18 protein-coding genes and 1 pseudogene are annotated in these 20,402 nt (G+C 62.2%); 13 read left to right on the top strand and 6 right to left on the bottom strand.

Annotation, left to right across the window (positions count from 1 at the left end):
* Positions 1-11: 11 nt before the first annotated feature.
* Positions 12-809 (bottom strand): imidazole glycerol phosphate synthase subunit HisF, encoded by a 798-nt coding sequence (gene hisF, locus F4Y38_05440; GenBank protein ID MXY48731.1) that lies wholly within the window; start codon positions 807-809, stop codon positions 12-14.
* Complete coding sequence (hisH, locus tag F4Y38_05435) at positions 803-1,423, bottom strand: imidazole glycerol phosphate synthase subunit HisH (GenBank protein ID MXY48730.1); 621 nt, start codon at positions 1,421-1,423, stop codon at positions 803-805. The genes hisF and hisH overlap by 7 nt, the downstream gene beginning before the upstream one ends.
* A 318-nt stretch (positions 1,424-1,741) precedes the next feature.
* Between hisH and F4Y38_05430 the strand changes: the two genes are divergently transcribed.
* The 9 genes and pseudogenes from F4Y38_05430 (at position 1,742) to F4Y38_05390 (ending at position 10,454) form a co-directional block, all read left to right on the top strand.
* Positions 1,742-3,001 (top strand): aminopeptidase P family protein, encoded by a 1,260-nt coding sequence (locus tag F4Y38_05430; GenBank protein MXY48729.1) that lies wholly within the window; start codon positions 1,742-1,744, stop codon positions 2,999-3,001.
* Between the two features lie 31 nt (positions 3,002-3,032).
* Positions 3,033-4,067, top strand: a complete 1,035-nt coding sequence (locus tag F4Y38_05425; GenBank protein ID MXY48728.1) for a hypothetical protein — start codon at positions 3,033-3,035, stop codon at positions 4,065-4,067.
* Positions 4,068-4,134: 67 nt separating this feature from the next.
* Positions 4,135-5,325 (top strand): hypothetical protein, encoded by a 1,191-nt coding sequence (locus F4Y38_05420; GenBank protein ID MXY48727.1) that lies wholly within the window; start codon positions 4,135-4,137, stop codon positions 5,323-5,325.
* A gap of 88 nt (positions 5,326-5,413) precedes the next feature.
* Positions 5,414-5,740 carry a nucleotidyltransferase domain-containing protein gene (locus tag F4Y38_05415; protein MXY48726.1) on the top strand — a complete coding sequence of 109 codons (327 nt, stop codon included), beginning with the start codon at positions 5,414-5,416 and terminating at the stop codon, positions 5,738-5,740.
* A pseudogene (locus tag F4Y38_05410) lies at positions 5,727-6,122 on the top strand (HEPN domain-containing protein). Before F4Y38_05415 ends, F4Y38_05410 begins: the two are co-directional and overlap by 14 nt.
* Before the next feature lie 78 nt (positions 6,123-6,200).
* Positions 6,201-7,187 carry a Gfo/Idh/MocA family oxidoreductase gene (locus F4Y38_05405; protein MXY48725.1) on the top strand — a complete coding sequence of 329 codons (987 nt, stop codon included), beginning with the start codon at positions 6,201-6,203 and terminating at the stop codon, positions 7,185-7,187.
* A 139-nt stretch (positions 7,188-7,326) separates the two neighbouring features.
* The gene (locus F4Y38_05400; GenBank protein MXY48724.1) at positions 7,327-8,304 is read left to right on the top strand and encodes an aldo/keto reductase; all 978 of its coding nucleotides are present in this window, start codon (positions 7,327-7,329) and stop codon (positions 8,302-8,304) included.
* Between the two features lie 18 nt (positions 8,305-8,322).
* Positions 8,323-9,984, top strand: coding sequence for a peptide ABC transporter substrate-binding protein (locus F4Y38_05395; protein ID MXY48723.1), 1,662 nt, complete (start codon positions 8,323-8,325; stop codon positions 9,982-9,984).
* Between the two features lie 98 nt (positions 9,985-10,082).
* Positions 10,083-10,454, top strand: coding sequence for a transcriptional regulator (locus F4Y38_05390; GenBank protein ID MXY48722.1), 372 nt, complete (start codon positions 10,083-10,085; stop codon positions 10,452-10,454).
* 179 nt (positions 10,455-10,633) lie between these two features.
* Here F4Y38_05390 and aroA read toward each other — a convergent pair whose 3' ends face one another.
* Genes aroA through F4Y38_05375 form a run of 3 tightly spaced genes read right to left on the bottom strand, consistent with a single transcriptional unit; the run spans position 10,634 to position 13,321 of the window.
* Positions 10,634-11,932 (bottom strand): 3-phosphoshikimate 1-carboxyvinyltransferase, encoded by a 1,299-nt coding sequence (gene aroA / locus F4Y38_05385; GenBank protein MXY48721.1) that lies wholly within the window; start codon positions 11,930-11,932, stop codon positions 10,634-10,636.
* Positions 11,933-11,944: 12 nt separating this feature from the next.
* Positions 11,945-12,709: a phytanoyl-CoA dioxygenase family protein gene (locus tag F4Y38_05380; GenBank protein ID MXY48720.1), complete on the bottom strand. Its 765-nt coding sequence runs from the start codon at positions 12,707-12,709 to the stop codon at positions 11,945-11,947.
* 12 nt (positions 12,710-12,721) lie between these two features.
* Positions 12,722-13,321, bottom strand: coding sequence for a lipase (locus tag F4Y38_05375; protein ID MXY48719.1), 600 nt, complete (start codon positions 13,319-13,321; stop codon positions 12,722-12,724).
* A 342-nt stretch (positions 13,322-13,663) separates the two neighbouring features.
* On the opposite strand from F4Y38_05375, the gene F4Y38_05370 reads away from it, so the two are divergent.
* Positions 13,664-14,671, top strand: coding sequence for an NAD(P)-dependent alcohol dehydrogenase (locus F4Y38_05370; GenBank protein ID MXY48718.1), 1,008 nt, complete (start codon positions 13,664-13,666; stop codon positions 14,669-14,671).
* Positions 14,672-14,675: 4 nt separating this feature from the next.
* Here the strand turns inward: F4Y38_05370 and selD are convergent, their stop codons facing one another.
* Positions 14,676-17,240 carry a selenide, water dikinase SelD gene (gene selD, locus F4Y38_05365; protein MXY48717.1) on the bottom strand — a complete coding sequence of 855 codons (2,565 nt, stop codon included), beginning with the start codon at positions 17,238-17,240 and terminating at the stop codon, positions 14,676-14,678.
* Positions 17,241-17,405: 165 nt separating this feature from the next.
* Here selD and F4Y38_05360 point away from each other — a divergent pair, with 165 nt between their 5' ends.
* The 3 genes from F4Y38_05360 to F4Y38_05350 all read left to right on the top strand — a co-directional run bounded on the left by F4Y38_05360 (position 17,406) and on the right by F4Y38_05350 (position 20,402).
* Positions 17,406-17,939, top strand: a complete 534-nt coding sequence (locus F4Y38_05360) for a hypothetical protein (protein MXY48716.1) — start codon at positions 17,406-17,408, stop codon at positions 17,937-17,939.
* A gap of 247 nt (positions 17,940-18,186) precedes the next feature.
* Positions 18,187-18,921: an RraA family protein gene (locus tag F4Y38_05355; protein ID MXY48715.1), complete on the top strand. Its 735-nt coding sequence runs from the start codon at positions 18,187-18,189 to the stop codon at positions 18,919-18,921.
* Positions 18,921-20,402, top strand: coding sequence for a sulfatase (locus F4Y38_05350; GenBank protein ID MXY48714.1), 1,482 nt, complete (start codon positions 18,921-18,923; stop codon positions 20,400-20,402). Before F4Y38_05355 ends, F4Y38_05350 begins: the two co-directional genes overlap by 1 nt.

The raw sequence follows: 20,402 nt of genomic DNA, 5'->3' as shown, positions 1-20,402 counted from the left end.
TGCTCTTTTCGTTAGTTGGTCATCCGGATCTTCAGACCCCGGTCGTGAAGATGGTGCTTGATGGAATCCACCGAGTAGTGGCCGTAGTGCAGCATGGAGGCCACCAGGGCCGCGTCGGCCCCTCCTTCCGTAAGGGCGTCGTAGAGGTGCTCCGGCCTGCCGCCGCCGCCCGAGGCGATGACCGGGATGCCCACGTTGTCGGCAATCATCCGCGTGAGTTTCAACTCGTATCCTTCGAGGGTGCCGTCCGCGTCGATGGAGTTGACGACGATCTCGCCGGCGCCGAGGGCCTCGCCGCGGCGCGCCCATTCGAGGGCATCCATGCCGGTGTCGCGCCGGCCTCCGTGGGTCACGATCTCGTATCCGGACGGCAGGGATCCGGAACCGGTCGTCAGTGATCCGGAACAGGCCGCCCTGATGTCCATGGACAGCACCACGGCCTGGACCCCGAAGGCGTCGGCCGCCTCGGAGATGACCCCTGGATTGCTGACGGCCGCCGTGTTCAGATTGACTTTTTCCGCGCCGGCTTCCAGCACCTGCCGGCAATCGTCGACCGATCGGAGGCCGCCCCCCACCGAGAAGGGGATGAACACCTGCCGGGCAACCTCCTCCACCACGTCGAGCATGATGGCGCGCTGGTCGCTGGATGCCGTGATGTCGTAGAAGACGAGTTCGTCCAGGCCGGCTTCGTAATACCGCCGCGCCGCGGAGACCGGATCGCCGATGTCCTTCGTGTTGACGAACCGGACGCTCTTGACCAGCCGGCCGTCGCGCACGTCAAGGCAGGAAATGAGTCGCTTGCTCAGCATGGATTCCCGTCCCAACGCGCGAACTCACCCAGCATCTTCAATCCCACGGGGCCGCTCTTCTCCACGTGGAACTGGGCCGCCACGATATTGCGCCGGCCGATGGCGGCCGCGAACTCCACGCCGTACCGGCTCCTCGCCAGCACGTCCCGCTCATCGTCGGGGGCGGGGTAGAACGAATGTACGAAGTATACCTCGTCGTCCGGCCTCACGTGGCGGAGCACGGGGTGCGCGCGGTCGACGCGCAGCGCGTTCCACCCCATGTGCGGCACCTTCAGGCCGGCGTCGTCCGGCCGGAACCTGAGGCACCGGCCGCCGATAAGGTCCAGGCAGGACAGATCGGTTTCCTCGGAGACCGACAGCAGGATCTGGCAGCCCACGCAGATCCCGAGGATCGGCGTCCCCCGGTCGGCGGCCGATTTTAGCGCGTCGTCGAGCTCTCGTTCCCGGAGCGTCTCAAGGGCGGAGTGGGCATGCCCCACCCCGGGAAAGACGATACGCTCCGCCCGGACCAGATCCTCCGGATCCGACGTAATGACCGAATCCACGCCCAGGTGATCCAGCGCTCTTTTCACCGAGGTCTGATTCCCGGCGTCGTAGTCAACGATGTGAATCATTAAAATGGATCATTTGAACGTACGTTCTTCGGGGTGGTCAGGAGGGACGGAATACGATCCTGGCGCATGCTGGCCGCATGTCCCTAGTAATCCGATTGCGCCCCTTTTGTCAAGGGAAAGATGGCACTGCGGGCGTGCGACGACGACGCTGCGTACATGCCGGGAGAGGGCCCTGGAAGAGGATTCGGTCGTTGACATCGCCAGGTGGCGTTTCTATACTGGCTTGGTGCTTCTTCATGCCACCGCCGCCGCGCCGGATTGAAGGCGTAAACGGCGGATCCATCGCAACGAAATCCATCCTGCGGAATCGAAACCCAGATGCTCTTCAATACCGAGCGGGCCAGGGCGTACATGCGGGATCGCGGACTCGACGGACTGATCGCGACCTCGCCCGTGAATATCACCTATTTCACGGACTACTTCATCTGGATAGACGGGCTCATGAAGGCGTACATGGTCCGGCCCGGCGCATCGGCGGATCTGGCGCAGGGATACGCCCTGTTTCCCCTCGAGGGCGATCCCGCGCTGGCGGTGACCGGCGCGATGCTGGCCGTCAACGGCGTAGACCTGTGGGTAAAAGACCTGCGGATCAGCGGCGATTCCGGGCTCGACTGGTCTCTGCCGCCGAGGCCGTTGTCCGACCGGATGGACCGTATTTACCACCTCCTGCAGGGCACACCGGACTACATTACGACCACCCAGGCTCTCGTAGGAGCTCTGAGCGACCGGGGACTTGCCGCGGGCACGCTGGGCGTGGAGACCGACGGCCTGACCGCCGACCGGTACCGGCAGCTGAAGGAGGCCCTTCCCGATGCCCGGCTGCTGGACTGCTCCAACCTCATCCGGCTGCTTCGCATGGTCAAGACCCGGGACGAGATCGACCGGCTCACGCTGGCGGCCGAGATCAGCGAAACGGCGGCCATGACGGCCATGGAACAGGCAAGGCCGGGAGACAACGTGCAGGAGGTCGTCCACCGGTTCAGGGCGGAACTGGGTACTCAAGGGGCGGACCTGGACCACTTCGCCTTCGGGGTCCACGGACTCGGCATCGCGACGGAACCGGATTTCATCCTCGGCGACTCCGACGTGGAATATGTGGACTGGGGATGCCGGTACCGGTCCTGCTATTCGGACACCGGGACCACCTTCGCCATGGGGCCGCTGTCGGACGACATGCAGGTCCGGTTCGACACGCTCCGCGCCTCCATGGACGCCGGCCTGGCCGCGATTCGGCCCGGTGTCAAATCCTCGGCGGTACAGGCGGCCATGCAGGAGGTCGTCGACGAAGCGGGTTTTGCCATGTACCCCCATGGCCACGGGGTCGGCATGGAAGTGCGGGACTACCCCGTCCTGTCGCCGGACACCGGCCTGCGGATCTCGGACGACTGTGTCAACGTCCCTTCCGATCTGCCCATTGAAGAAGACATGGTGCTCAACGTGGAAGCGCCACTGAGCCTGGCCGGGGTCGGGTCCCTGCACCTGGAACAGTCCGTCGTCGTGACGGCGAGCGGATCCCGTCCACTCACGGAGCAGCGGCGGGACGGGCCGGTGTTTCCGCTGGGGGCTTCGGGGCAGTAGTAGGGCGGAACAGAATCGGCGTCAATCTCCCATGAAAATCACCAAACTCATCCTACATCAGCCCGCGGGCCTGCTGCGCCTGGTGATCGACGAAGGGCTCGAGGGACACTGTACCGGGGTTACCGCTTCGGCCGTCGATGTCGATGTTGATCTCGCAGCGCCCATCCTGGTGGGTACGAACCCCCTGGACCGTGAACGGACCTGGTGGACCATGCGGGACCTGGACGAAGGACCGCCGCCAGCTTTTCGCGCCGGGATCGACGTCGCCCTGTGGGACCTGTCCGCCAAGATCGTTGGACGGCCGCTCTTCAGGCACCTGGGCGGGTTCAGGGACCGGGTTCCGGTCTGCCGGGTTGGCATCGGAGGAGACACGTCAAGCACAGCGGGTACCTCCGCGCCGGAGATCGCCAAGGAAGCGAAAGACGCGCAACGGGCCGGGTTCAAAGCCTACCGATTCGGCGTGATGGCGGATGAAAACGCCCTCGTCCACCTGGTACGCGAGGTGCGTGCGGCCGTGGGGCCGGATTTCCCGCTGATCCTCGACGGCCGGGCACGGTTCGTGGTCGACGAGGCCATCAGGATCGGCAAGGCGCTTGACGACGAGGACTATTTCTACTTCGACCGGCCCCGTCCCCGCAACGACCACACGGGTGGCAAGCAGGTAGCCGACGAAATCGATACGCCGACCAGCGCGGAAGTGTGCAGCCCTATCGAGGCGTCCCAGGTCATGACCCTTCAGTCGGCCGATCACATTCGGACCGGCGTGTGCGGTGCGGGCGGGATCACGGACGTGTTGAAGTCAGCCCGTTGCGCCGAAGCGTTCGGCGCGTACTGCCATCTGGACGGTGCCGGGATCAGCGACGGCTTCGCCCATATCCATCTCGCAGGCGCAATCAGGAATATGCCTTTTCTCGAAATGACGGGTCATGAGGTCGCGCCGCCGTTCGTCCTGAACCCGGTACAGATCGAAGACGGTCTCGTCCCTTTACCCGATCTTCCGGGCCTCGGCATGGAAATCGATCTGGACGCGGTAATGGACTTGACCTCGGAAATGATTGAAGCCTGAAACGGTATGGCCAGCCGGTAATCTGCGCTTCCGCCCGAAAAAACCGGCCACCAGAACAGGGAAATCCATGCAGATCCGGGACGTCAAGTGCTACGTGCTGAAGGATGAACCCGAAATCCGCCGCGAGAGCAGTGCGGACCGGGGCAGCATGGCGCCTGTGCCGCCGGGCATCTCCGGGCTGTTCACCCATGACCAGGGATTCGGCGCCGGCGCGCCCGACGGATACGCCTTCACCGGGGACGGCCCCGAACCGAAGTACCGACTGGTGATCCGTCTCGTGACGGACGGCGATCTGGACGCCTATGCCGACTACGGCACGGGTTACGATCCACGGGAACTGGAATGGCAGGGCCGCCAGTTCCTGGCCCGCTACGCCCACATGCTCATCGGCGTGGACGCCTTCGACCGGGAATACGTGTGGCAGCGGTTCTGGATGGCCCAACGCTTCATGTACACGGGAAGAGGCTTGCTGGATACGGTCGACCGGATGTTGTGGGACCTGGCGAGCCGTAGCGCACGTCTCCCCGTCTACAAGCTGCTCGGTGCATGCCGGGAAAGCGTGCCCGCCTACTGCAACGTGGGCGGTCGCACCATCGACGACCTGGTAGCCCACGCAATGCAGCGCGTGGACGAAGAGGGATTCATCGGCTGCAAGGATCATTCCTACCGGGGCGTGAAGGCCAACGGGGAAATGGCCGTCAAGTTGCGTGAGGCTCTCGGCGACGAAATCATGCTCTTTCACGATCCGGTCGAATCGTATACCTATGAGGAAGCCGTGAAGATCGGGCGCATCATGGAGAAGTGCAGTTACCGGTGGATCGAAGAGCCCTTGCAGGACTACGACATCCTGGGGCTCAAGAAACTGTGCGCCACCCTCGATCTCCCGGTTCTGACCCTGGAATGGATCGGCGCAATCGGTGGGCAGCCGTACAACACAGCGCCGTACCTGGCCATGCAGGCCGCCGATATCGTCCGGCAGCGGGGCATCGGCATCACCGGTCAGATCAAACAGGCCCAGTTGGCCGAAAGCTTCGGCGTGGAGGTGCACGGCGGGGATCCCCACGTCATCCTGGCCATCGGGAACGACCCCGTCTTCGAAGCCTTCATGGGACTGCAGCCGCGGCCGCCCGACGAAGCGGTCGATTGCCGGGGCACGCTCGTCGTGGAGGACGGCGCCATGACCATCGCCTGGAGCGACCGTCCCGCGCCTGAACCGGACTGGGACGAGACGGCGCGGAGCGCGGTTGCGGTGATCTGACGTTGACAAGCTCAAGCGGTAAGTGGAAATTCGGTAAGGTGGGAAGTCGTCCGGCACGATCGCATCTAGTTGAAATCTGTGAGGGGTCATGAACGAAGGAAAGCTCGACCCGCAGATCTTGGACGAAATCATCCGACGCGTTGTAGAGGTGGCTGAGCCAGAAAAGATCATCCTTTTCGGGTCTGCCGCCCGCGGCGAGATGAACCGACACAGCGATGTCGATCTGCTCATCGTTAAGGAATGCGCGCGTCCACTTGACCTGATGGGCGAGATTTACATGAACTTGCACCGGGTCGGAGCAGCTGTTGACGCCATCGTCGTCACGCCAACGGCGGTCGAGCGATACAAGGACAGCCACGCCTTGGTCATCAAGCCCGCACTGCGCGAAGGAAGGATCGTCTATGAATCTTCCTGAACGCTTTCCACCTGACGACCCGCGGGAGTGGATTAACCGCGCAAGAAGTGACCTGACTCAGGCGACGAATGAGGTTCCAGGTGTATAAATCGAGAGTCTGTGCTTCAACGCCCAGCAGGCCGCAGAAAAAGCGATCAAAGCCGTGATGATCTCACGCAACATCGAGTTTCCTTTTGTGCATGACCTCGATTACCTGTTGTCACTATTGGAAGACAAGGGAGAGGTCATACCAGCACCGATCCAACAAGCCAGCAAATTGACTAAATATGCCGCGATTACACGCTATCCCGGTGACATAGATCCCGTTACCAGCCAAGAGTACAACGAAGCCATCGCCATAGCAGAAGCTGTCCTCCACTGGGCGAAGGAACGCATCCGGTGATTACACATAAATACAAGTATCTCGCCGAAGCCAGTTTTCACGAAAGTCGTAATATCCACGTCAGAAAGCGGAGCGTACATGCCTGAAACCATTCGATGGGGCATTCTTGGAACCGGGAAGATCGCCCACAAGTTCGCCGAAGCGCTCGTGGTGGTGCCGGATGCCGAGCTGTCTGCCGTCGGGTCCCGGGCGCAGGGCACGGCGGACGCCTTCGGCGACGAGTTCGATGTGCCCCGGAGACACCCGTCCTACACGTCCCTGGCGGAAGACCCGGAGGTCGACGCGATCTACGTGTCCACCCCGCACCCCATGCACTGCCGGGACACGCTGCTATGCCTGAACGCGGACAAGCCCGTGCTCTGCGAGAAACCCTTCGCCCTCAACGCATCGGAAGCGGAAGCCATGATCCGGTGCGCGCGGCAGCGGGGTCTTTTCCTCATGGAGGCCATGTGGACGCGATTCCTGCCGGCCATCGCGCAGGTACGACAGTGGCTCTCCGATGGCGCCATCGGCGAAGTACGGAACATGATGGCCGACTTCGGATTCCGCGCGGAGTTCAACCCGGAGGGCCGCCTGCTGAATCCCGAACTGGGCGGGGGCGCCCTCCTGGATATCGGTGTATACATTGTATCTATGGCTTCGATGGTCTACGGTAAGCAACCGGACCGGGTCGCTGCGCTGGCGGACATTGGCGCAACGGGGGTCGATGAGCAGACCACCATGGCCTTCCGTTACGACTCGGGCGCCATGGCCGCGTTGACCTGCGCCGTCCGGACCAGCACGCCCGGCGCCGTGTCCATCCACGGGACGCAGGGCAACATCCGCATCCCGTCTGCATTCTATGACACCTATACCGCAACGCTGAACCCGGACGGCGAGGAACCGGTATCGGTGGAGCCGCCGCGCGTGGAGAACGGATTCAAATACGAGATCGAGGAAGCGGGGCGTTGCCTCCGTGAAGGGTTGCTCGAGAGTCCCGCGCTCCCCCTGGACGAGACCCTGGCCATCATGAGGACGCTGGACACCGTCCGGGCCGGGATCGGGTTGAAGTATCCGATGGAATGATGGTTCCGGTAATGGCGCCGGAAATGCCGAAAGACCAAACCAAACCAGACCAGACCAGACCAGACCAAACCGGCCCACGGCACACTACACCAGAACGTGTTTTGTAATCACCGTATAAAGCGAAATTAAAGGAGCACCCATGGAGTACGGCAACATTGCGAATGTCGACAAGCCCGTATCGCGTCTGGTACAGGGCACCATCATGCTGAGTTTCGCCGAAGAGGAATACAGCTTCGACCTGCTGGACCAGGTGTACGACGCCGGGATCAACACCTTTGACAGCGCCCACCTGTACGGCGGCGGCGAATGCGAACGCGTGCTGGGCCGCTGGATCGAAGACCGGGGCCTGCGCCGGGAAATCGTCATTCTCACCAAGTGCTGCCACATGAATGCGGACCGGGCCCGCGTGACGCCCTACGATATCTCATCGGACCTGCACGACTCCCTGGCCCGCTTGAATACGGACTACGTGGATCTCTACCTTCTGCATCGCGACGACGTAAGGGTTCCCGTCGCTCCGATCATGGATACGCTCAATCAGTACATCAGCGCGGGCAACCTGGGCGTGATTGGCGGATCCAACTGGACCCATGACCGCATCGAAAGGGCGAACCTCTACGCCGCCACCAGCGGACAGCAGCCCTTCACCGTGAGCAGTCCGAATTTCAGCCTGGCCGAACAGGCCGAACCGCCCTGGAGAGGATGTATCAGCATCAGCGGGAAGGACGGAGCCGACGCGCGGTCGTGGTACCAGGAAAACCAGATGCCGCTGTTTACCTGGTCCAGCATCGCCAGCGGGTTCTTCTCCGGCCGGGTGAATCGCGATAATTACGAAACGCTGGCCGAACAGGGCCTCTTCGACGAGAGTTCCGTCAGGTCTTACTGCACCGACGACAACTTCGACCGGCTGGACCGGGTGGAGGAACTGGCGAGCCAAAAGGGCCTATCCATACCCCAGGTCGCCCTTGCTTACGTGCTTAGCCAGCCGCTTAACATCTTCGCGCTGGTCGGCGCCCGAAACGGCGATGAGATCAGGGCCAACCTGCAGGCGCTTCAAACGAAGCTGACGGCCGAAGAGATGGCCTGGCTGAACCTGGAACGGGCGGCGCGGTCCTGATCGCGAAGGAATACTTCAATGAGACCTGCAGCTTTATTGACCGCAGTGCTGGGCCTTGCCATGCTCGGGCTTACGGTATACACCGGAATCCCGGAGGCCCAGGTGCGCAACGCCGTCGGTCGAGTCATGCCGGCGGACGCGGCGCCGCTCGACCGGCAGGTCTTCCGGTTTCTGAATGACGAGCCGACCAACCTGGACATCGGCGTGGCCATCTACGAGGTGGGCGGCATCGTCTTCCTCTTCGAGCGCCTCACCATGCTGGACCACAACAATCGCGTGATCCCGGGCGCGGCTACCCGTTGGACGGCCAACGAGGACCAGACGAAGTGGACGTTCTACATGCGTCCCGGCGCCCGGTGGAGCGACGGCCGACCCGTCACCGCCCACGACTTCGAATACAGCTACAAGCGCATGCTGGATCCCGCGTCGGGCAGCGGCTACGCCTTCTTCTACTACAATATCAAGGGCGCACGGGCGTTCAATACCGGGCAGACCGACGACCCGAACACGGTCGGCGTAAACGCGGTGGACGACATGACCCTCGTGATCGAAACCGACGGACCCTGCCCGTACCTGCCCATGATCGCCGCCTTCTTTACGTCGATCCCGGTTCCGCGCTGGCAGGTCGAACGGTTCGGCCCCCGCTGGGCGTCGGACGAGAACGTCGTCAGCAATTCGTCCTACAAGGTGGAGAACTGGCGCATCGGCGAGCGTCTCACCATGTCCCTCGATCCCTATTACAACGGTCCGATCAAGGGGTATTTGTCCGAGATCCATTCCATGTTCAGAAGCCGGATAAGCACCGGACTGCTTTCCTACGAGAACGACGAGCTGGACCTGGTGCAGATCGACGTGCGCGACTTAAGCCGGATCGAGGAAGACCCCGAGCTGAGCGCGGAATTGCACAAGTACATGGACTTCAACGCGCTTTACCTGTTCTTCCGGACGCGCGAAGGCGTATTCAACGACCACCGGGTGCGTAAGGCCATCAGCCACGCCATAGATCGTGACGCGCTCTGCAACATCGTGCTGCGGGGTACGGCCCTGCCCGCGTACACCATGCTGCCGCCGGGCTTTCCGGGCTACTCGGGCGACGAACTCAAAGACGTCCAGCGGTACGATCCCGAACTGGCGCGCAGCCTCCTTGCCGAGGCCGGGTATCCGGGCGGCCGGGGATTCCCCTCCGTGGACATCTGGCTTCGCAACGATCCCAACCGCATCATGGCGGCCGAAGCGATATCGGGCATGCTGTCTAACAACCTGGACCTCAACGTCGGCGTCCGGAACATGGAGCCCAGGGTCTACAGCGAGGCCATGGCCCAGTACCGGATCGACTTTAGCCTGATCCCCTTCCAGTACGATTTCCCCGATCCCCACAACCTCCTTGGCATGGTCTGGCACTCCCGGCCCGTGGGCGCGGGACGCCACGACTGGATGAACGCGGAGTTCGACCGGCTGGTCGACGAGGCGGCAAGGGAGACCAACGAGGAACGACGGTTCGAGATGTACAAAGAGGCCGAACGGATCCTGGTCGAGGACGTGGGCGGCGTCTTCCTCTACCACGACTACTTCCTGCAGCTCCGCAAACCCTGGCTGACGGGCTGGAAAAAGGACTCCACGGGCCAGGAACCCTTCTTCATCGACAATTCCACGATTACGGATCTGTATATACGACGGTAGATGGAGCGTTCCTGTAGGTACGCGCATCGATTGGTACGAATAAGGTTTATCGGGACGCACGATCAGTACACCGGTATTGACGCAAAAAGGATATAGAAATGGCTGACATCAAACCCATCCGCTCGGAAGCGGATCATGAAAAAGCTCTAGCCCGTATAGACAAACTCATGGGCAGTGAATACGGTAGCCCGGAAGGAGATGAACTGGGCGTGCTGGCCGCGCTCGTCAAGTCCTGGGAGGACGAGCACTGTCCCATGGGTTATCCGGAACCGCACGAGGCGATCCGGTTCCGCATGGAACAGGCAGGTCTGCGTCCTCGCGACCTGATACCAATCTTCGGGAGTCGAGGGAGAGTTTCGGATGTGCTGTCCGGTAAGCGCGCCATTACCATGCCCATGGCCCGGGCGTTGCATGGGCATCTTTGGATCACGACCGATGTATTGCTCAGGAATCCGGGAATGGAATCCTAAAGAAAGTGTGCGTGAATTCTGGGACTGTTACGAGGTAGAACAGCGAATAGGAACACCTGGGACGCCCAACCAAACTCCGCTAACGTTTTTGACTGACAACGATGCCCGGCTGGTTTTAAGAACCGATAACGTTCAGACGGCATTTAGTCTTGGATTGGGTACAAGGACTGTCGATCCCACTACTGTAACTTCGCCAGATCCTCCCAGAAGCGCGGATAGGTCTTCCCCACTACATCCGGATCGAGGATGTCCAGGTTCCCGAGGCGGGTGCCCAGTACGGCGAAACTCATGGCCATGCGGTGGTCGTGATAGGTTTCGACGGAGATATATTCGGTGGCGTTCAGGGCACCTGTCGGCAGTTCCCCAACCTCGATGGAGTCCGGGCCCGTCTTCACTGCCACTCCGATCTTCCGCAGCTCCGCCGCAGGACACTCGATCCGGTCGCACTCCTTCTGCTTCAGCGTGCCGATCCCGGTTATGCGGGTCGTACCTGGTATTAGTGGTGAAACGGCGATCAGGGTTAGCGCTGCGTCCGGAATATCCCCGCAGTGGATTTCTTCCGTGGCCGCCCGTACGCGGCCATCCTTCGGCCCTTCAATGACCGTCTTTTTCTCGTCCATCCGGACTTGGGCGCCCAGGATTTCGCAGATGTACAGGAAACGGATATCCCCTTGCCGGGATTCGGATCCGAGGTTCTCTATGACCACCTTCCCGCCGTGCATCAGGGCGAGCGCCGAGAAATAGGAGCCGGCGGAAGCATCGCCTTCCACCGACCGGGGTCCTGAACGGTAACGCTGTGGGGCGACCCGGAACTTGCGGTAGTTGTCGTTCTCCACGTCCACGCCGAACGTCCGCATTTCGTTCAGTGTAATGTCGATGTAAGGCTTGCTGACGAGTTCGCCTTCGACCTGAATTTCAAGGCCCTCGGGCAGTACCGGTGCGATCTGCAACAGGGCGGAGAAGAACTGGCTGGACACATCGCCTTTCATCCGGACCGAGCGCCTGAACTTATCAGGTCCCCGTATGATAACAGGGAGGCAACCGCCATTGGCCGACTCGGTTGCTCCCCCCATTTGCTCCAAAGCGTCGAGCAGAGGAGCATTAGGTCTTTCATTCAGACTGCCCCGTCCGGCCAGCCGGGTCTCGTCGGTCCTCAGGGCCGATAGGGCGATCAGGAATCGGGCCGTAGTACCGCTGAGTCCGAGGTCGAGGCTGACCGGCCCTTCGGCGAATCGTCCGCCTCTTCCTTCCACGGTCATCCGCCGATAGTCGTCACTCGCCTGGATCTCGATCCCGAGTATACCCAGGCATTCCACCATTTCCCAGGTGTCGTCGCAGTCGCAGGGAGCGTCGATCTCGGTCGTTCCCTCGGCCAGCGACGCGAGCACCAGGTTTCTCAGCGTAATCGATTTGCTTCCTGGCAGTGCGATACTATGACTAATGTTATTACGAATCGTATTGATCTTCAAAGTGTTAATCCTACTGTTGTCCTAAACACATCCTTCGTAAGCCCGGCCGGACACAAGTTCGTATTCCGGCATGGCACCGTTTCCGATGAATTTCGAACGGGCGTCCATGTAGGCGACGGTCAGGCCGATGCGCCGGTCGTCGCTGGTATTGGCGTCGGTGCGATGTAGCGCGAGACTGTGGTGGAACGAGCAACTGCCGGCCTTCAGGGGTACGGCGACCTCCCGTTCATAGCCGACGCGGGCGTCCTCGACGCGAAAGTCCTCGAGGTGCTTGTGCTCGATTACACCGGCCTTGTGGGAACCGGATATGAATCGCATGCACCCGTTGTTCTCGGTGGCGTCGTTCAGGGCGATCCAGCAGATCACGAGATCGGGCGGATCGATGCTCGTCCAGTAGGCCGAGTCCTGGTGAGGTGGTTTCGCCGAACCCACCCGGGGCGGTTTGCAGAGCGTCTGGTCCACGTAGATCTTGAGATCCGGACCGATCAGGCTCCGGACTACGCCGAGGATCTTCGGGTGCCGGGCCAGTTCCTTGAAAACCGGATCGTGCTTCGTCAGGTTCCAGATCTTGCGCACGTTGTTGAAACGGACCGGATCGGCCTGTGTGTCGCCGAGTTCCACGCGCGGTTCGATCTGAACGTATTCGTCCGGGAAATCGACCCGTTCGTTGCCGATATCTTCAAGCCGCTGGTGCAGCGCTTTGACCTCCAGCGGCGTCAGCAGGTCCTCGTAAGGGAGAAATCCCTGTTCGTTGAACTGGTCGATCCGTGCCTGGGTCAACGACACCGTTTACCTCCTTTAGGGTGCACTGGGCGTTTCACAAAACCACCACGCCGGCCAGGCGAGCACCAGTTCCGCCAGCGCGGAGTAACCCCCATCGGCCGGATGAACGCGGTCGCCGAGGGCCGCTTCGCTCTGCCAGATACCGCCGGCATGCAGTTCGTGGATCACTTCGAGATAGGGCACGCCGACTCTACCGGCGATTTCGCCGACGAGCGACGAAATCTCCACCCTTCGGCCGTGTTCGTCCTCGTCGATCCCGGGCGGCGGCCCGACCATCAACGTGGGAAACAGGGACCGTGCACTTGACAGGATCTCTTCGGTGTTGCGAATGGTATCGGCGCGTTCCACGCGCGTCTTCCCGTCTATGATCCAGCAGTCGTTCGCGCCGAATCCGAACACCACCCGGCCGTCGTGAGGAATGAGACGCCGGACCTCCACTTCCCGTTCCCAGCGCCGGAGCACATCGGTGCTCGTATCGCCGCGTATGCCCAGGTTGTAACAGGTGATGGCGTTCTCTTCTGACCTCGACGCGGCACAGGCCCGGCCCGGCCAGCCGAGATAGGCCGGGTCGCCCGTACCGTTCACATAGGAATCACCGATGAAGTAAATTCGGATGTCGTTCAATGCCGTTCGGTCCTCTCTGCCTGTCCGGGGTTCGGTCCATGGTCCGCCCGTCTCGGGTCCAGTCCGTTATACCAGTCCGTTGTACCGGGCCGCGAAACCAATCGCCCGCATGGGAAATCTCCCCCCATTGGCCGGTTGGAACTGCACGCCGATCAAGGGCGTGCGCGTCGCCTTAAGCATACGAATTCACGCGGTATTTATCAATTGCCAATTTCGCGGTCTCGTTGAAAATTGATTATGGTACGATGTGTTGAAAAAGGCCGTCGATTATCGCGACGGGTCAATTATCGCGATTGAAGGGAAAAGTGAAGGAATAAGTGAAGGACCGCCCCCATGCGCGCATACGTCATTGACCACGACCAGCTTCGCCGGACCGATCTGTCGGAACCGGGGGAACCCGGTCCCGGAGAGGCGCTGGTCAGGGTCCGATCCGTATCGCTCAACTACCGGGACCTTATGGTCGCCAGAGGCCGGTACGGAAAGCCCTTCGAGGGCAGGTTCGTCGCCGGGTCCGACATGGCGGGCGACGTGTTGAAGACGGGGACGGGAGTATCGGGTATCCGGCTGGGCGACCGGGTCGTGAATGCACCGTTCCTGCGCTGGCCCGCCGGAAGACTTACGCCCGATGGGATGAAGACCCTGGTGGGCGCGGGCGGCGTGGACGGCGTGCTGTGCGAGCAAGTGCTGTATCCCGCGGTCGCCCTGGTCTCCATGCCGTCCCACTTCTCCTACCACGAAGGCGCGACATTACCCATCGCCGGACTTACCGCCTGGGCTTCGGTAGTATCTCAGGGTCGATTGCAGGCCGGGGAGTGGGTCCTGCTGCACGGCACGGGTGGGGTATCCGTGTTCGCTGCGCAACTTGTGAAACTCACTGGGGCGCAAGCGTTATTAACCACTTCATCCGAAGAGAAAGCCCGACGGATGAAGGATGAATTCGGGGTGTTGGAGACCTTCGATTACAGAGACGAGGATTGGCCGGAACAGGTACGTTCCTGTACCGGCGGTGCCGGGGTCGACCTGGTCGTGGACGTGGCGGGCGGCCAGACGTTCGCGAAGTCCATGAAAGCCTGCGCGCTGCACGCCCGGATATCCCTCGTGGGCATTCTGGACGGCTTCGAAACCCGCCTCAATCCCTTCGATATCATCGGCCGGCAGATCCAGGTACGGGGGATCTACACCTCCTCCGCCGAAGACCTGCGCGACCTGGTAAGGGCCTGCGAAGCGTCGGGACTCAGGCCCTGCATCGACCGGGTGTTTCCTTTCGATGAAGTGCCCGCGGCCTACGACTACCTCGAATCACAGCGGCATATCGGCAAGATCGTGTGTGCGTTGCCGTGACGGCTCAGCGGAGCTGCAAGTGCCGTTTCCGGTCGGTTACCCGTCCGATGCAGGCCGCCTGTGCGTATCCGGCCTCCCGCAGTCTAACGACGACCTCGTCGATACGGGAGGGAGGCACGCCGGCCAGCAGTCCACCCGAAGTCTGGGGGTCGAAGAGGAGGGCGTCCTCGCCGTCCAATACACCAGGCTCCGCCGCGTCCGCCGTGCCAGCCCCCGACTCCACCTGCCATCTCTTCTGCAGGTGTTCCCGATTGGACGGCGCAAGGGTACTTTCCACGCCGGCGGCCACGCAATCCGCCGCGCCGGCATAAAGCGGTATCCGGTCGATTTCAATCTCCGCGCCCACGCCGCCGGCCTCGAGCATCTCGACCAGGTGCCCCGCCAGGCCGAAGCCGGTCACGTCGGTGACGGAAGGAATGCCGGCCAGGGCGAGGATCCTCGCCGCCTCCGCGTTGGACCGCAGCATGCCCTCGAAGACTTCGTCGACCCAGCTTCCCCGGGCCTTCAGGTGCATGTCGGCCGCCAGGATGACGCCTGTGCCTACGGGCTTGGTGAGGATGAGTCCGTCGCCTGGACGCAGCCCGCCCTTCCTGAATACGGCGTCGCTGCCGGCCAGACCGTTCATGGTTACGCTGACTGCCGTCTCCGTTCCCTCGCTCGTATGCCCGCCTAGGAGGGTGACCCCGAGGCACCGAGCTTCTTCCGCGATGCCGCCCATGAGCTGTCTCAGGTCGTTCGCCACGAGGGGTTTTTCCGCGTAGGGCAGCGTGACCGTAACCAGTGCGGAGTGGGGTTCGGCCCCCATGGCGTACAGATCGGACGCGGCGTGGACCAGGGCGATTCGGCCGAAGAGGTGCAGGTCGCCGGTAAAGGCCCGGAAGCCATCCACCGTTTGCACCAGCGACCGGCCGGGAGGGATCTCCAGAAGCGCCGCGTCGTCGGCGTCGTGCAGGCCGATTCGCACGTCCTCGCGGTTGAATACCTCCAGTTCGTCGAGCACGCCTGTGAGCACGGTCGAACCGACCTTGGCGCCACACCCGGCGCAGCGCATGGCCGGCACTTCCTGGCCTCCGCCGGCTTCTTCACCGGCGGGGTGCGAATCGCTGGCGGGACGCAAACTGCCTGTGGGATGCGAATCGCCCGCCGTGCGCGAATCGCCCGCCGGGTCCATGGGTGGCAGCAGCGCCGGTTCGAATTTCCGCATCCAGCGCCGGTCGATCCAGTCCTTCAGCCGCCACACCCAGGGGCCGTGGAAGGAGGCGTGGTGCCGGCTCGCGACGGCGTTCCGAGTCCCGGTCATGAGCAGCGCGAGCGCGGAAGCCTGGGGCCTGAAGGGAACCAGGGATCGGTGCTCGAGCCAGGCATGGATGTTTCGGGCCAGGACCGGTCCCTCGCGGACCGCGTAGACCCCCGATTTGGGCAGGGAACGAGAGGGGAATTCAATACAGTCGCCCGCCGCAAAGACGTTGTCGTAACCAATGACCTGCAGGGTGGGCCGGACGCGGATGAACCCGGCGCCGCTGGTCTCCAGGTTTGTATCCTTCAACAGACCGGGCGGCGCTCCGCCCGTCGCCCAGAGCAGGAAGTCGCAGGGCAGGGCCGGATGATCTTCGAAAAGGACGCCCGTATCATCCACGCCCATGACTCGCTTGCCGGTCAGGCAGGCGATCCCCTTTTCTTCGAGGTACCGCCCGATGATCGCGGCGACCCGGGGACGGTGCCCGGTCAGCAAATTCGTCTGCGAATCCACGAGGGTGATCTCGACAGGCGCGAAGCGCTCTCCCCATCTAGAGTGCATGGCGAAGGCCAGTTCCACCCCCGCCGCGCCGCCGCCCGCGATGACGATCCGTAATGGTCGGCCGTCGCTCCGGTGGTTTTCCTCGAACTCGTGAACCCGCTTCAGCAGCAGACCGAGCGGCCTCGTGGGCACGGCGTGTTCCCGCACACCCGGGGTGTCCATGCCCCGGGGTATCGAACCGACGTTGATCGAAAGGGCATCGTAGGCAAGGGGAGGACGGCCGTTGTCGAAGTGAACCTGCTGGAGGACCGGATCGAGGCCGGCCACCCGGGCCCGGACGAACCGGACACCCGCCCAGTTGCAAAGCGGCCTCAATTCCATTTCCATCTCGTCGGGCCGGTACAGGCCGGCCAGGCAACCGGGCAGCATACCGGAATAGCAGACGGTGGACTCGTCCGAAATGAGCGTGACGCGGATGCCGCCCAGGGCCTTCTTCATGGCCAGCATGCGGATCACCTGAACGTGGGAGTGTCCGCCGCCGACAAGCGCGAGGTCCTTTATAAAAGGGATGGTCTGATTCATGATTGTTTCTACTTTGTATCGACACCCAAACCCAAACCCAAACCCAAACCATCGCACTTCGGACGGCGCCGGACTCAAAAGTACGGGCTGCGGCTCCGGCGGCTGAGGTTCAAACGGCCGCGGTCGCATGGCATCGGACGCCTGCGGGACCCGGGGAATCCAACGACCGCGAGGGAATGGAATATACACGGCGACACCGAGCAGCCAAAGTCCATTATGACTCGCGAGACCGTATGGACCAAAGACCATTAAGACCTCGGCACATATCCGAAATTGCCCGCTTTGCGAAGTCGATAAAGCAACCTGACCGACCTTGACACACGCAGTAGATTAAACTGACGATGGGCCTTTCGTTAACACGGTGAAACGCGTGCGAGTGGTCCGGAAAAACCTAAACTTCCATAAGGAGCATCCATGGCTTTCAACATCAGGAAGCGGGGCAAGTTGACCTACTATTACCACGGCGAAAACCCGGTGCTGTCGGCCCTGGTAACGGAAGAACAGCCGGACGGCGACCTGAAGATCTATTTCGCCGGACTCACGGGCGGTTATTCGGCCAAGGGCGTGCTGGAGCGGGATGAACTGATTTCGATGGAACCGGACCAGGAGATCCCCCTGGTCTTTCAGAGCTGGGAGAAATGGCTGATTGACGCCGGCCTGTGCAAGTCGCTGCGGGAAATCGACTTCATCGAAGTGCACGCCTTCGGGTGCCAGCCCAAGTCGCCGAATCCCCTCGTGGATCCGGTGGGATACGCCGCCGAGCAGGATCGGCTGAAGGAGGCGTACGCCCGGGCGTATAGCGGCTTCTTCAGGGACTACCTGCCGGACAACGGGGTGCCGTGCCGCTTTACGGTCCATCTCGTCGACGTCCCCGACAAAGCCGCGTCTTACGAGTTCTACTCAACGGCCCTGTGGCAGCGGTCGCTCCAGACAGGATCGTCCGAATGACGCGCGTGAATGCCGCCCGCCGGGACGACCGGAGCATGCGGCTGTCCAGTACCGCCCGGAGCCGGCTGCCGGCTTGACAACCGACTGAATACGCAGTCGAACCACCGCGCCTGACGGGACCGATTACCGGCTTGACACCCCGCCGAATCAGGACCATATTCACCGGGTTCATTCCACCGATTTGACGGACCGATTTGACAGTTCGATTTCCTACCTTTCTCCGCACGCACCCCGGAAGGAGCGATGCATGCCCACGCGGTCCCCGCAGGAGACGCTGGAGGCGCTGAAACAGTTCGACACCCCTACGATCACCAACGTGGTGGCCACCTATCCCACCCATCCCCTCTGCCTCGGCCTCTACAACCCGTGGGCGGTGAACTGGTACACGGACCAATCCATAAAGTGCATGTATCCAGAACTCGGACGCACCGTGGGCTACGCCGTCACCTGCGTCTTCGGCCTGCCCGAACCGGGTTTCAAGAACCTCTCCTTCATCGATGTCATCGACGCCCTGGACGAATCCCCCGGGCCGACGATTCTCGTTATCCGGCAGAATTTCCCCGAGGAGATCGCCGGAAAAGTGGGATTGGCGGGCGGGAACATGACGGCTTCCGCAAAAGCCGTGGGCTGCGTGGGCGTGGTATCCAACGGACCGTCGCGGGACATACACGAGATCCGGCCGATGAAGTTCCAGTACCTGCTGAGCGGCGTAACACCCGGACACGGGGACATGGCCGTACACGCGGTGAACGTCCCCGTATCCGTTGGCGGCATGGACGTGGCGCCGGGCGAGATCATCCACATGGACGAGAACGGAGCGTGCAAGTTTCCCGCCGACAGGATGGATGCGGTGCTCGAGAACGCCACGGCGCTGGCGGAGGAGGAAGAAGCACGCATCGATGCCTTCGAACGCGCCCGATCCGCCGACGACATCAAGGCGATCCTGGGCGGACACAGCTACGGCAAGAAAGAAGACGAATAATGAAATGCGTATTTATCGTGCTTGACACCGTCCGCCGGGACTACCTTTCGACCTACGGCAACGACTGGGTGCATACGCCCGCCCTGGACCGCCTGGCCGAACGGGGCGTCGTTTTCGACAACCACTGGGTGGGATCGCTGCCCTGCATGCCCGCGCGGCGGGAGTTCATGACCGGGCGGTACAACTTCATCTACCGGGGATGGGGCCCCATCGAACCCTACGACGATACGCTGCCGGGCGAGTTGCGGAAGAACGACGTCTTCACCCATCTGCTGACCGACCATTACCACTACTTCGAACTCGGGGGCGAGAACTACCACACGGCGTTCAACACATGGGACTTCTTCCGCGGCCAGGAGAACGACTGGTGGGCGTCCCACGTGGACCGCATGGCTTTGCCCGACCACCTGGGTCAACTCAGCCAGCAGAATTACGGCAATCGGAAACTGCAGCAGCAGGAGGAGGACTTCTCCGGTCCCAAGACCGCGCAGGCGGCCATCGAGTGGCTGAAGACGAACCAGGCGTCCGACGACTGGTTCCTGCAGGTCGAGATCTTCGATCCCCACGAGCCCTTCTACTGCACCGAGAAATACCGCGCCATGTACGGCGACGATTACGACGGACCGTTCTACGACTGGCCCAGCTACGACGAGGTCCACGAATCCCCTGAAGCGGTCGAACACATCCGGAAGTGCTACGCCGGGCTGCTCACGATGACGGACCACTGGGTGGGCAGGATATTCGACACGCTCGACGACCTGGGGCTGTGGGACGACACGCTGGTCGTATTCACCACGGATCACGGGACCATGCTGGCGGAGCATGACTTCTGGATGAAGAACATCATGCCCCTGTACAACGAAATCGTCCGGATTCCGCTGATCGCGAGCCTGCCCGGCAACGAGCGGGCCGGTACGCGCACCGGAGCGCTCACGCAGACCATCGACCTGATGCCGACCTTTCTCGACTACTTCGATACCCCGGCGCCGCCCCACGTTCAGGGTCGTTCCCTGCGGAAGGTGTTGGACGGCGATGGCGTCCGCGAGGACGGGATCTTCGGTTATTTCGGGATGGCCATGAACTTAACGGACGGAAGGTACGTGTACATGCGCAACCCGGTCAACGAGGACGCGGGACCGCTGTATGCGTACACGGCCATGCCCACGGGCGGCCTGAACCGCTGGTATCCGAGGGAGGTGTACGACCGAGTCGAGACGGGACGGTACTTCGGCCATACCTACAACCTCCCGTTGTACAAGATCCCCACCGATGGGAAGGTCCCGCGGCACCACCCCGACGAGGCGTCCTACGCGGGGCGGAACCAGCTGTTCGACGTGTTGGAGGACCCGGCACAGCAGCACCCCATTGTAGATCCGGCGCTGGAAGCCCGGTTCACTGAACGGATCGCCCGGCATCTGCGGGCATGCGAGGCCATGCCTGAACAATTCACCCGCCTGGGGATCGATCCGCTCGAAGCTTAG

The sequence above is a fragment of the Gemmatimonadota bacterium genome (genome assembly GCA_009838645.1).
Lineage (GTDB): Bacteria > JAAXHH01 > JAAXHH01 > JAAXHH01 > JAAXHH01 > JAAXHH01.
The sequence above is the reverse complement of the archived record's forward strand: the minus strand, read 5'-3'. Positions and strand labels throughout refer to the sequence as shown.